Origin of the sequence: Nocardia concava NBRC 100430 (assembly GCF_000308815.1) — a bacterium.
GTDB lineage: Bacteria > Actinomycetota > Actinomycetes > Mycobacteriales > Mycobacteriaceae > Nocardia > Nocardia concava.
Window position 1 is genome coordinate 1 of the sequence record NZ_BAFX01000203.1, and the last position, 12,380, is coordinate 12,380.

12 protein-coding genes are annotated in these 12,380 nt (G+C 70.2%); 2 read left to right on the plus strand and 10 right to left on the minus strand.

Annotated features, from left to right (window positions below; all coding sequences use genetic code 11):
• The 9 genes from ON43_RS40055 to ON43_RS40095 form a co-directional block, all read right to left on the minus strand.
• Positions 1-1,005: SulP family inorganic anion transporter (locus tag ON43_RS40055; protein WP_040816216.1), on the minus strand; the 1,005-nt coding region annotated here is incomplete at its 3' end.
• Positions 1,006-1,007: 2 nt separating this feature from the next.
• Complete coding sequence (locus tag ON43_RS40060) at positions 1,008-2,840, minus strand: phosphoenolpyruvate carboxykinase (GTP) (RefSeq protein ID WP_040816124.1); 1,833 nt, start codon at positions 2,838-2,840, stop codon at positions 1,008-1,010.
• A 98-nt stretch (positions 2,841-2,938) separates the two neighbouring features.
• Positions 2,939-3,280 (minus strand): ArsR/SmtB family transcription factor, encoded by a 342-nt coding sequence (locus ON43_RS40065; RefSeq protein ID WP_040816126.1) that lies wholly within the window; start codon positions 3,278-3,280, stop codon positions 2,939-2,941.
• A gap of 122 nt (positions 3,281-3,402) precedes the next feature.
• A complete protein-coding gene (locus tag ON43_RS40070; protein ID WP_040816127.1) occupies positions 3,403-4,881 on the minus strand; it encodes a hydrogenase large subunit in 1,479 nt (492 codons plus the stop codon).
• On the minus strand, positions 4,878-6,344 hold the full coding sequence (locus tag ON43_RS40075) for a proton-conducting transporter transmembrane domain-containing protein (protein ID WP_040816129.1): 1,467 nt from the start codon (positions 6,342-6,344) through the stop codon (positions 4,878-4,880). The genes ON43_RS40070 and ON43_RS40075 overlap by 4 nt, the downstream gene beginning before the upstream one ends.
• Positions 6,344-6,958, minus strand: coding sequence for a hypothetical protein (locus tag ON43_RS40080; protein WP_373283536.1), 615 nt, complete (start codon positions 6,956-6,958; stop codon positions 6,344-6,346). The genes ON43_RS40075 and ON43_RS40080 overlap by 1 nt, the downstream gene beginning before the upstream one ends.
• Before the next feature lie 44 nt (positions 6,959-7,002).
• On the minus strand, positions 7,003-7,959 hold the full coding sequence (locus tag ON43_RS40085) for a respiratory chain complex I subunit 1 family protein (protein WP_040816217.1): 957 nt from the start codon (positions 7,957-7,959) through the stop codon (positions 7,003-7,005).
• A 5-nt stretch (positions 7,960-7,964) separates the two neighbouring features.
• Positions 7,965-9,944 (minus strand): proton-conducting transporter transmembrane domain-containing protein, encoded by a 1,980-nt coding sequence (locus ON43_RS40090; RefSeq protein WP_040816131.1) that lies wholly within the window; start codon positions 9,942-9,944, stop codon positions 7,965-7,967.
• Positions 9,941-10,417, minus strand: a complete 477-nt coding sequence (locus ON43_RS40095; RefSeq protein ID WP_040816133.1) for an NADH-quinone oxidoreductase subunit B family protein — start codon at positions 10,415-10,417, stop codon at positions 9,941-9,943. The genes ON43_RS40090 and ON43_RS40095 overlap by 4 nt, the downstream gene beginning before the upstream one ends.
• 181 nt (positions 10,418-10,598) lie before the next feature.
• On the opposite strand from ON43_RS40095, the gene ON43_RS40100 reads away from it, so the two are divergent.
• Together ON43_RS40100 and ON43_RS40105 are read left to right on the plus strand one after the other, a co-directional pair.
• A complete protein-coding gene (locus ON43_RS40100; protein WP_040816135.1) occupies positions 10,599-11,402 on the plus strand; it encodes an alpha/beta fold hydrolase in 804 nt (267 codons plus the stop codon).
• A gap of 26 nt (positions 11,403-11,428) precedes the next feature.
• On the plus strand, positions 11,429-11,776 hold the full coding sequence (locus ON43_RS40105) for a zinc ribbon domain-containing protein YjdM (RefSeq protein ID WP_040816219.1): 348 nt from the start codon (positions 11,429-11,431) through the stop codon (positions 11,774-11,776).
• A gap of 3 nt (positions 11,777-11,779) precedes the next feature.
• Here ON43_RS40105 and ON43_RS40110 read toward each other — a convergent pair whose 3' ends face one another.
• Complete coding sequence (locus ON43_RS40110) at positions 11,780-12,355, minus strand: TetR/AcrR family transcriptional regulator (protein ID WP_040816137.1); 576 nt, start codon at positions 12,353-12,355, stop codon at positions 11,780-11,782.
• Positions 12,356-12,380 lie beyond the last annotated feature (25 nt).

Here is a 12,380-nt window from a genome sequence, read left to right on the forward strand (position 1 = left end):
CAGGCCGGAGGCGAGGTAGATGATGGCGGCCAGCACCAGCGCGTGGGTCAGCGCGGCCAGCCGGGTGCGCGCCCCGGAGCGCACATTCACCGCGGTGCGCGCGATGGCCCCGGTGGCGGGCACGCCGCCGAACAGGGGCGCGGCGATATTGGCCAGCCCCTGGCCGAACAGTTCCCGGTCCGGATTGTGCCGGGTGCCCACGGCCATGGAATCGGCGGCCGTGGCCGACAGCAGTGATTCCAGCGCCGCCAGCGCGGCCACCGCCAGCGCGGGCGCGAGCAGCGACCCCAGCTGGTCGAGGTGCACGAATCCCAGTGTGGGAGCCTGCAATCCGGACGGAATCGTCCCGATCAGCGCCACGTCGAGATGGAACAGCTTGGCCGCCACCGTCGCCAGCACCACCGCGAGCAGCGCGAACGGCAGCTTCGGCAGGTACCGGCCGCCGATCAGCAGCACGGCCGCGACCAGCAGCGCGATCGCGAGCGACATCCAGTGCGGCCCGGAAGCGAACTGTCGCACCGCATCCCACGCCGACTGCCACACCTTCTCCCCGTGCGCGTGCGCGATCCCCAGCGCCGACGGGAACTGCTGCAACGCGATGACCACCGCGATGCCCGCGGTGAAACCCTCGATCACCGGGGCGGGCATATAGCGCACCGCGCGCCCGACCCCGGCGATCGCGAGCACCACCAGCACGAGCCCGGCCAGCAGCCCCACGGCCAGCACCCCACTCGCTCCGTGCTGATGGAAGATCGGCACCAGTACCACCGTCATCGCCCCGGTCGGCCCGGTGACCTGGAATCGGGAGCCGCCGAAGACCGCCGCGATCGCGCCCGCCACCACGGCGGTGGCGAGCCCGGCGGCCGCGCCCAGGCCCGAGCTGATGCCGAAGCCCAGCGCGAGCGGCAGCGCGACCAGCGCGACGATCAGTCCGGCCAGCAGATCCACACCCGGGGCTCGCACGGCCGGACGCCAGTCCGACCGGGACGGTAGAAGCGAGGCCACGGTCAGAGCGCCTGCGCCAGACGCAGTTTCAGGGCGGCGAGCTCGGCGCGCAGCGCGTCGGGCAGGCGGTTGCCGCCGATGGTGGCGTACCACTCGTCAATCGACTCGAGCTCGCGCACCCATTCGTCGACATCGACGGCGAGCGCGGCGTCGATCAGGCCGCGGTAGCCCTCGCCGAGACCATCGAGGTCGAGGGACTCCGCGGTCGGAACGAAACCGATCGGCGTCTCGATCGCTTCCGCGGTGCCCTCGAGACGCTCGAGGGCCCACTTCAGCACGCGGACGTTGTCGCCGAAGCCCGGCCACAGGAACTTGCCGTCGGCGCTGCGCCGGAACCAGTTGACCTGGAAGATCTTCGGCAACTGCGCGCCCTCGCGCTCGGCCAGCGACAACCAGTGCGCGAAGTAGTCACCCACGTGATAGCCCAGGAACGGCAGCATCGCCATCGGATCGCGACGCACCACCCCGACCTTGCCCGCCGCGGCCGCAGTGGTCTCCGAAGACAGCACCGACGCGGTGAACACCCCGTGCGCCCAATCGAAGGACTCGGCGACCAGAGGAATGGTGGTGGCGCGGCGGCCACCGAAGAAGATCGCCGAGATCGGCACCCCGCGCGGGTCGTTCCACTCCGGCGCCACCGACGGGCACTGCTCGATCGGCGTGCAATACCGCGAATTCGGATGCGCGGCAGGGGTTCCCGACTCCGGCGTCCAGTCCCGGCCGTGCCAGTCGACGAGGTGGGCGGGAGCTTCCTCGGTGAGGCCCTCCCACCAGACATCACCGTCGTCGGTGCGGGCGGTGTTGGTGAAGATCGAGTTACCCGCCTCGATGGTGGCGATCGCGTTCGGGTTGGTCTTGGCGCCGGTTCCCGGTGCGACACCGAAGAACCCGGCCTCCGGATTCACCGCATACAGTCGCCCGTCGGCGCCGAAGCGCATCCACGCGATGTCATCGCCCACGGTCTCGGCCTTCCAGCCGGGCAGGGTGGGCTCGAGCATGGCGAGGTTGGTCTTGCCGCACGAGGACGGGAACGCCGCGGCGATGTAGTGCGTCTTATCCTGCGGCGAGGTCAGTTTCAGGATCAGCATGTGCTCGGCCAGCCAGCCCTCGTCGCGACCCAGCACCGAGGCGATCCGCAACGCGAAGCACTTCTTGCCCAGCAGCGCGTTGCCGCCGTAACCGGACCCGTAACTCCAGATCGTGCGCGACTCCGGGAAATGCGCGATGTACTTCGTCTTGTCGCACGGCCACGCCACATCGTCGTGTCCATCGCTCAACGGCATCCCCACCGAATGCAGACACTTCACGAACTCCGTTCCCTCGGCCAGCTTCTCCCAGACCGGCGTACCCGAGCGGGTCATGATCTGCATCGACACGGCGACGTACTCCGAATCGGTGATCTGCACACCGTATTTGGGTTCGGCGGCGTCCAACGGTCCCATGCAGTAGGCGATCACGTACATCGTCCGCCCGGCCATCGCGCCCCGGTAGTGCTCGGTCATGACCGTGCGCATATCGACCGGATCCACCCAGTTGTTGGTCGGCCCAGCATCGCTCTCGTTCTCCGAGCAGATGAACGTCCGATCCTCCACCCGCGCAACGTCATCGGGATCGGAGACGCACCAGAACGAGTTCGGCTTCCTCTCCAGCGGCACGAAGGTGCCCTTGGCCACCAGGTCGGCGGTGAGCCGGTCCCATTCGTCGCGGGACCCGTCGCAGTAGACGATGCGCTCGGGTGCGGTCAGCTCGGCGACCTCCGCGACCCAGGACGCAATACCCGGGTGAGCGGTCGGGGCGGACTCGGTGACGACGGCGGCGGTGGGACTGTGGGGCACGGCGAACCCTCTCTTCACGAAACAACTAGGTTTTCATTTTAGAAAACATGCAATCAGTAAAGTCAACGGACCCCCATGGAACGGGGGTGAGACTTTCGCTACGCCGTGTTACCGAGGGCGTTCTCGAGGGCCTCGGCCTGGCCGCTGACGACGCCGGTGAGGATGGCGCGGGCCGCGGCGAGCAGCTCGGCGACCTGCGGGGAGGTGAGTTCGTAGGTGACCGAGAGCCCTTCGCGGCGGGCGGTGACCAGGCCGGCGCGGCGCAGGATGGACAGCTGCTGCGACAGGTTGGCGGCCTCGACGCCGATCTCCACGAGCATCTCCGAGACCGCGTATTCACGCTGACTGAGCAGTTCGAGGACCCGGATGCGCACGGGGTGACCGAGGGTTTTGAAGAAGTCCGCCTTCATCTGATAGAGCGGCCGTTGCATTCCTGGCATGTGCGAGCCACTCCTTCCGGGGACGATGGATCATCCCGCGAACGAACCACCTTGGTGATTGCAGAGTTTAGCAAACAGGACAAAAATTGCCCGGCCGGGTCGGAGGTGCGCACCCGATCGGGTCAGAGGTCATTGCCCGCGTAAGAGAGATTGAAACTCTTGTTGACCAGCGGGAAGTCCGGAACGATCGTCTCACTCATGGCCACCGGCAGCGCGGGCCAGTTGAACCACGACGGATCGACGATCTTGGCCCGGGTGAGCCGATCGGCGTCGTCGACCTCCACCCGGTGCACGAGGGTGCCGCGCCAGCCCTCGACAATGCCCACACCGCTGCCCAGCCGGGCACCGGTGACCACGGGATCGGCGAATTCCGTTCGGCCCCGGTGGTTCACGAGGATCTCGATGATCAGCGCGACCGAGGCCGCGAACTCGTCGCGGCGCACGGTGTAGCGGGCGAGCACGTCACCGGTGTCGGCGCGGATCTCCTCGATCGGCAGCTCGACCATCGGGTGGTCGAGGCGAGCGTCGGTGGTCAGGCCGCTCGCCCGGGCCGGATATCCCAGGCAACCCAGGGCCCGGGCGTCGTCGGCCGCCAGGACGCCGGTGCCGTCGAATCGGTCGTAGATCACCCTGTTGCCGAGCGTCGAAGCGGTGAGCCCGGCCAGCTCGGCCGCGATCGACGCGAGCAGCCCCGGATCGGGGAGTTCGCGCAGCACCACGCCGCCGGGCCGGATCGCACCGCGCAGCAGGCGATTTCCGGTGACGGTCGCGTTGAGCCGCAGCAGTTGCTCGCGCAGGCGCAGGGCGTGCGCATTGGCCAGCCCGAAGCCCACGTCATTGGCCAGCGCGCCCAGGTCGGCGGCGTGGTTGTAGAGCCGCTCGAGCTCGATCACCAGCGCGCGCAGCCGCCGCGCGGGTTCGGGAACTCTGATGCCGCAGGCTTCCTCGACCGCCAGGCAGTGGGCCAGCGCGTGCGCGGCGGAGCTGTCGCCGCTCACCCGTTCGGCCAGTTCCGTTGCGCCGGTGGCGGATCGGCCGTGGAAGAGCCGTTCGAGGCCGCGGTGTACGTACCACAGCCGCGCCTTGAGCCGCACCACCGTCTCCCCCACCACCGAGAAGCGGAAGTGGCCGGGTTCGATGAGTCCGGCGTGCACCGGGCCCACCGGGATCTCGTAGACGCCCTCGCCGCCGACGGTGAGGAAGCGCAGCTCACCGGAGCCGTCGAACGCGGGCGGGGTCTCCGGCGCGTCGGCGCGCATGGGATGCCAGTCCTCGGGCCAGTGCGCGTGCCGGACCAGCCGCCGCGGGCGGGGATGCCCGCGCAGCCCGATTCCGTAGAGGTCGCGCATCTCGCGTTCGAACCGTCCGGCCGGGAAGGATATGTAGGCCAGCGACGGGAGCACCGGATCGTGCACGGGCAGCAGGCATTCCAGTTCGACGCGGCGGTCGGGCCGTCCGGCCAGGAACAGGTAGACCACGCGCAGCGGCGGACGGCCGTCGTCGTGCGCGGCGACCAGGGCGAGGCGGTAGCCCTCCCCCAGCAGTTCCTCGGCGACGTCGGTGAGGTCGTCGACGGCGACCAGGCGGCGGGTGCGGTTCATCGGGCGCTCACCTGCTCGGCGGCGGTGGTGAACAGCTCGGCGAGCGGTCCGGCGGTCACGCCGAGCACCAGGGCGGCGGCGACCCCGATCGCGAGGGCGGTGGTCACGGTGGCGGGAACCGCAATGGCGGGCGCTCCGGTGGGAATGGGCCCCAACAGGATTCGACTGCTGTTGCGGACCAGGGCGGCGAAGGCGATGGCGATCAGCAGCAGCGCCACGCCGAGCGCCCAGGCCAGCCGGGCGTCGGCGAGCGAGCGGGCGATGGCCAGTTCACTAGCGAACAGGGCGAAGGGCGGCAGGCCCAGCAGCGCCACCATGCCGAGCGCGAAAGCCGTTCCCAGCACCCGCGATCGGGCCGCCACCGCGGTGATGGAGGCGATGGCGGTGGAATCGTGGGCGGCCTGCAACGGCCCGGTGGACAGGAACAGCACGGTCTTGCCGACACCGTGCGCGAGCACGTGCAACAGCAGCGCCGCGATGGCCAGCCGGGTGCCCGCCGCCGCGGCGATCGCGACCAGGCCCATGTTCTCCATCGACGAATAGGCGAGCATGCGTTTGACGTCTCGGGTGACGGTGAGCAGCAGCGCCGCGATGGCCAGCGTCAGCAGGCCCAGGATCAGCAGTCCGGTACGCAGATACGCGGTGCCGATCGCCGGATCGGCGACGGCCTTGACCCGCAGCACCACCGAGAACGCCACCGCCAGCAGCACCCCGCTCATGAGCGCCGACACCGGCGCGGGAGCCTGGCTGTGGGCGTCGGCGAGCCAGGTGTGGAAGGGCGCGAGCCCGACCTTGGCGCAGTACCCGATCAGCAGCAGCCCCGCGGCCAGGCGGGTGACGCCGGGATCGAGTCCCGGTGCGCGCGTGAGCAATACGTCCAGATCGAGGGCGTGCTCGGTGGGCGCGCCCGCGTGCTTCGCGGCGAAGTACAGCAGCACGGTGCCCAGGAAGGCGACCACGATGCCGACCGAGCAGATCACCACGTACTTCCAGGTCGCCTCGAGCGCGGCCTTGGTGCGGCGGTGCCCGACCAGGAACGCGGTGGCGACGGTGGTGGCCTCGACGGCGGTCCAGATGATGCCGATGTTGTTGGCGCACACCGCGACCACCATGGCCGCCAGGAAGGCGGGCACCAGACCGGCGTAGGCGCGGGCCCCGCGGGCGTCGGTGTGGCCGTGGGCGAGTTCGGCGTCGATGTAACCGATTCCGGCCCAGGTGGCGAGGGTGCCGACGACGCCGATGACGGTCAGCATGGTCACCGACAGCGCGTCCACGCGCAGCAGGCCGTCGACCAGCACCAGTTCGCGGCCGTGCAGCCGGACGCCCAGGGCGATCGCGCAGCCCAGCACCGCGAGCGCGGCGGCGACGGTGAGAAGCGCTGTGGCGCGCCGCCATCCGCCCAGCGCCCCGGCGATGGCGGCGGCGATGGGCGCGAGCATGGCGGACACGACGATCGAGGTCATCACTCGTGCAGCTCCCGCAACTGGTCGAGGTCGGCCTCGCCGAAGGTGCGGCGCAACCGGCCGGTGAGGATCCCGATCACCATGACCGCGAAGAACACGTCCAGCGAGACGCCGAGTTCGACGATGAGCGGGACGCCGGCGGTGAGCAGGAAGGCGGTGGCCGCGATCCCGTTGTCCAGCATGAGGAATCCGGCCGCCTGGGAGACGGCGTGGCGGCGGGTGGCCATGACGAACAGGGCGATCAGGATGACGGCGAAGGCGGCGGGCACGGCCGCGGTCTCGGGGCCCGGTTCCAGGTTGACCAGCGGCCGGGTCACCGCGAAGGCCACCACGGTCAGCCCCGCCGCGATCAGCAGCGACGCCGAGGTGTTCACCAGCGGTGTGGCCTCGCGGTACTCGCCGCGTTCCGCGCCGACCGCCCGGGCCAGCAGCCAGGGCAGCACCCCGGCCCGCAGGCCGAGCACGACGACGCCGACCACCAGCAGCGGCGGATCACCGTGCTGAATGCCCTGCACGACGGGGATCATCGCGAGCGCGACACCCTGCGCGCCCAGCAACCAGGTGATGGCGCGCAGATCGCGCCGCCACACCACGAACACCGCGGCCAACACCATGGCGCCGGCGGCGAAATCCAGCAGGCTCGCATAGCCGTTGGCGGTCACGCTCCTCCTCGCGCGGTGAAGAAGTTGGCGGCGGTCACCGCGAGCAGGGCCAGCAGGAACGAGCCGGCCAGCAGTTCGGGGACCCGGAACAGCCGCAGTTTGGCGATGAACACCTCGGCGAAGGCCAGCGCCGCCGCCAGGACGACCACCTTGATGGCAATGGCCAGCAGACCGACCACGACCGCCGCCGCACCTGGCGCGCTGCCCGCGATACCCCACGGCAGGAACAGATTCGCCAGCAGCGCCAGCAGCACGGTCAGCCGCATCGCCGAGGCCCACTCGATCAGAGCCAGTCGGGGACCGGCGTATTCGAGGATCATGGCCTCGTGCACCATGGTCAGCTCCAGGTGCGTGGACGGATTGTCCACCGGCAGGCGGCCGGTCTCGGCGATGATCACGATGACCAGCGCGGCCGCGGCGAGCACCGCGCTCAGCGTGGCCACCCGTCCGGGATGGTCGATGGTATTGCGCACCAGCGCACCGAGATTCGAGGAGCCGCCAGGAATCGACAGGGCGAACACCGACAGCAGGATGGTCGGTTCGACCAGGGCGGCGATGACGGTCTCCCGACTGGCCCCCATGCCGCCGAAGGCCGTGCCGGTGTCGAGTCCGGCCAGGGTCAGCGCGACCGTGCCGAGGAACAGCAGGCCCACCACGGCGAACAGATCCGCCGCCCCGTCGAGCGGGGATCCGGTGGCGACCAGCGGCGCGACGGCGGCGATCACCAGCGTGGTGCCCGCGAGAACCAATGGGGCGCAAGCGAAGACGGCGGTGGTACCGGTCGGGATGATGGACTGCTTGCCGAACTGCTTGCGCAGATCCCGCCACGGCTGCCCGACGCCCGCGCCAGCCCGGCCCTCGGCTCGCGCCCGCACCTGCCGCATGACGCCCGCCACCAGCGGGGCCCCGGCCATGACGCCGCCGATCTGGGCCGCGCCCGCGACATAGGACAGCACGGTCATCGCGACACCACCAGCACGATCAGCACGCCCACCGCGCCGTAGGCCAGATACAGATGGACGCTGCCGTTGTGGGCGCGCGCCACCGCGATCGCCGCGAGCCGCACCGCCCGCACCACCGGCCGGTACAACCGCTGTTCGACGGTGTCGGCGATGCGGGCACGGTAGGCGACCTTCTCGACCAGGTACCGGGATTCGGCCAGCGGGGTGATCTCGATATCGGTGTCGGGACGCAGCACATCGTCGAAGACGCGTTGCAGCGGCTCGGCGAACGAGGTCGCGGTGTATTGCATTCGGGGCGTGGGCTGGTCCGCGCCGCAGGCCCACAGGGGCAGGGTCGCGGCGGCCGGATTGCGCCGGGCCCGCAGGGTGGTCAGCGCGGCGACGGCGGCCACGGCGATGGTCACCGCGACGGCGATGAATCCGGGTGAGATGGATCCCGGCATCCCCGGCAGCCGAACGGTCCAGCCGAGCCCGGTGAAGTCCCGCCCGGCGGTGACCGGCAGCTCGGCGAGGGTCCGCTCGAGCACCGGCCCGACCACCACGGGAACCACCGCCAGCACCGCACAGACGCTCGCGCACAATGCCATTCCGGCGATCATCGACGGCAATGCTTCGCGCGCGTTCGCGGCCTCCTCCGAGCGCGGCCGGGCCAGGAACCCGACGCCGAACGCCTTCACCATGGCCGCGACGCCGAGCCCGGCGGTCAGCGCGACCGCGCCCACCGCCAGCGGCGCGGCCAACGTGACCACCGGATCGCGTTGCGCGCCGGTGTGAATGAGCGACTGCACCAGCAGCCATTCGCTGACGAAGCCCGCGCCCAGCGGCAGCCCCGACGCACCCAGGGCCGCGATGCCGAACAGGGTCGTGGTCGCGGGCATGCGGCGCGCCAGACCACCGAGCCGATCCAGATCGCGCAGGCCCGTCGCCGCCAATACCGAACCGGCGCAGAGGAATCCGAGGCTCTTGAAGGCCGCGTGCGCCATCAGATGCAGTAATGCGGCCGCCATGGCGACGGTGGCCGCGGCCGTGGATCCCGCCGCGCCGAGCAGGGTCGCCGCGCCCAGCGCGAGGGTGACCAGTCCCATGTTCTCGGTGGTCGAGAACGCCAGCAGCCGTTTGAGATCCGCCGCCACCGACGCCTGCAGCACGCCGTAGACGGCGGTGATCCCGCCGACGATCAGCAGGGTCAGCCCCCACCAGCGCGGACCCGGCCCGAGCAGTTGCAGGTCGAACCGCACGATTCCGTAGATGCCGAGATTCACCATGGCAGCGCTCATCAGTGCCGACACCGGGCTGGGCGCTTCCGGATGGGCGCGCGGCAGCCAGGCGTGCAGCGGCACCAGACCGGCCTTGGAGCCGAATCCGGCCACGGTGAGCACGAATACGGCGGCCCGGGTCCCCTCGGGCACCGTGGACAGACCCGCGAACCGGTCCGCACCGTGCGCGGCGGCCGAGGCGATCAGCAGCCCGGCCAGGATTGCGGCGAAACCCAGTTGCGTCATGACCGCGTAGAACACCCCGGCGGTGCGGGCCGAGCGGCGATGGTGCTCGGCGAAGACCAGCACCAGCGAGGCGATCGCCATGGATTCCCAGGCCAGCAGGAAGGTGGTCACCGATCCGGCCGCGGGCACCAGCAGCATGGCGGCGACGAAGATCGGCAGCACGGTCAGCGGCAGCGATCCCAGGTGCTCGCGGCGCGCGTAGCCGATCACGTACGCGCCGACGGGAATCGCCACCGCGCCGGTCAGGGCGAGGAAGAAGCCGCCGAGGCGGTCCAGGTGCAGGTACACCCCCGACAGCGGCAGCAGCCAGCCCAGGGACAGGGTGCGCGGTGTGCCGAAGACGCCGATCAGTCCGGCCGTCACCCCGACCAGGCCCGCGAGCGTGGTCGCCGCACCCGCCAGCACCGCGCCGATGGTGTTGTCCCGCAACGGCGTCTCCGCCGCCCGCGCAGGCCCGGCCACGGTCGCGGTCATCGGCCGGTCACCGAGCGCAGCGCGGCGACGATCGCCTCGGGCGGGGGCGGGCAGCCCGGGATCTCCACATCCACCTCGACCAGGTCGCGCACGGCCCCGACCACGCCGTACGCCCCGGCGAGCAGGCCCTGGTTGAGCGCGCAGTCCCCGCAGGCGACCACGACGTTCGGCGCCGGGGTGGCGTCGTGGGTGCGGCGCAGCGCCTCGGCCATGTTCCGGGTCACCACACCGGTGACCAGCAGCCCGTCGGCGTGCCGCGGCGAGGCGACCAGCCGCGCGCCGTAGCGTTCGGCGTCGTACACCGGCCCGAACGCGCCGGAGATCTCGATCTCACAGCCATTGCACGAGCCCACGTCCACATGCCGCAGCTGCAGTGAACCCCGCAGTGCCGCAGGGCCGTTCGCGACCGCCGGCGGTTCGGGAGCGGGCTCGGCCACTCGGCCGATCCGCAGCATCGTGCGCAGCCAGCCCATGGCTGTCACCGCCCGTTCGGGACGGTGGGAGGAACAACGCCTACGAGTACGTCACCCACGGCAAGAACAGTTACCAGATGCGAGCGCCCGGTTCTACTGTTTGCGAAACAAAGAAATAAGGCAATTTCGCACACATGGTACGTTCGGGCGTTCCTCGGACCGCGCTACAGAGAGATCGAACGTGCCCATAGCCACGCTGAACGGCATCCGCCTCAACTACGACGTCACCGGCGCCGGACCTCTGGTCGTGCTGGTCATGGGCACCGGCAGCCCGGGCCGGGTGTGGAAGACCTATCAGGTTCCGGCACTGGTGAAGGCGGGTTTCCGGGTCGCCACCTTCGACAATCGCGGGATCGCGCCGTCGGAGGAGAGCGCGCACGGGATGCGGATCGAGGATCTGGTCGCCGATACCGCGGCGCTCATCGAATTGCTCGGCGCGCCCGCGTATGTGGTCGGCACGTCGCTGGGTGCGCGGGTCACCCAGGAGCTCGCGCTGGCCCGGCCGGAGCTGGTGCGCAAGGCGGTCATGCTGGCCACCACCGGGCGGCCGCATCCGCTGGCGAGCACGCTGAGCAAGGGTGAGCGGGCGCTGGCCGAACAGAGTGTGAAGCTGCCGCCGGAGTACGCGGCCGCGATCAAGGCGATGCTCAACCTGTCCCCGCACACCCTCGAGGCCGACGACTCGGCGCAGCAGTGGCTCGACATCTTCGAGTACTCCGCGAGCGCCGCGCCCGCGCCGGGCGTGCTGGCCCAGATGCGCATGGACCGCTCCAAGAATCGGCTCGCCGACTATGCCCGCATCACCGTCCCGAGCCTGGTCGTCGGATTCGCCGACGATCGCATGCTGCCACCGGTTTTCGGCCGCGAGGTGGCCGACGCGATTCCGGGGGCACGTTTCGTCGAGATCGAGAAGTGCGGGCACTACGGCTATCTCGAACAGCCCGACGAGGTCAACCGGACCATCATCGACTTCTTGAATCAGTGACCGACTCAACCAGTAAGGAGCAGATCGTGACCGACACACTGCCGCCCTGTCCTGCCTGCTCCAGCGAATACACCTATGAGGTCGGCGGATTGCTGACCTGCCCGGAGTGCGCGCACGAGTGGACTCTCGAGGCCGAATCCGGTGCCGCCGACGACGGCGTGATCCGCGATGCCGTCGGCAATGTGCTCGCCGACGGCGACACCGTCACCGTCATCAAGTCCCTGAAGGTGAAGGGCAGCCCGACCGGCATCAAGGCGGGCACCAAGGTGCGCAATATCCGCCTGGTCCAGGGTGTGGGCGATCACGATATCGACTGCAAGGTCGACGGAATCGGCGCGATGCAGCTGAAATCGAGTGTGGTCAAGAAGGTTTGAGCGCTAGCGCGCACCCAGCTCGGCGGCGATCGCGCCGCTGAGCAGCGCGCGGGCCCGGTCGAGGCTGAGCGAGCCGCTGTGCCAGCGTTCGCTCAGCCCCTCGACCAGCGCGGTGAGCCGTTCCGCCACCGCCGCGGCGTCGAGTCCCAGTGCGATGGAACCGGTTTCCTGACCGCGCAGGATGAGGGTCTCGACATCGGAGTTCCAGGACCCGGTGCTGGCCGCGAGCGCTTCGCGCAGCGCCGGATCGAAGACCGCGCTGGCACGCAGCTCCCCCCACGCGACGCTGTTCTCGCGCACCTCGTCGGCGTCCTGCAATTCCAGCAGCAGCATGTGCTCGACCTGCGCGCGCGGCTCGTCGAGATCGGCGAAGGCGCGCTCGGTGTAGGCCTCGGCGCGGTGGTTGATGTGCTCGAGCGCGGCGCGCAGGATGCCGGCGCGATCCTTGAAGTGGTAGTAGATGAGTGCGGTGGACACCCCCGCGGCGGCGGCCAGCTTCTCGACTCGCAATCCGCGCACCCCGTCCTGCGCGATGACTCGGACGGCGGCTTCCAGGATCTGGGTCTGACGGTCTGACACGATTCCTCACTCTAGAGCGACTGCG

Coding starts and splice junctions, on each gene's coding strand:
- ON43_RS40065 (WP_040816126.1), bottom strand. CDS start 3,280: ATGCCAGGAATGCAACGGCCGCTCTATCAGATGAAGGCGGACTTCTTC.
- ON43_RS40070 (WP_040816127.1), bottom strand. CDS start 4,881: ATGAACCGCACCCGCCGCCTGGTCGCCGTCGACGACCTCACCGACGTC.
- ON43_RS40075 (WP_040816129.1), bottom strand. CDS start 6,344: ATGACCTCGATCGTCGTGTCCGCCATGCTCGCGCCCATCGCCGCCGCC.
- ON43_RS40080 (WP_373283536.1), bottom strand. CDS start 6,958: ATGGTGTTGGCCGCGGTGTTCGTGGTGTGGCGGCGCGATCTGCGCGCC.
- ON43_RS40090 (WP_040816131.1), bottom strand. CDS start 9,944: ATGACCGCGACCGTGGCCGGGCCTGCGCGGGCGGCGGAGACGCCGTTG.
- ON43_RS40095 (WP_040816133.1), bottom strand. CDS start 10,417: ATGGGCTGGCTGCGCACGATGCTGCGGATCGGCCGAGTGGCCGAGCCC.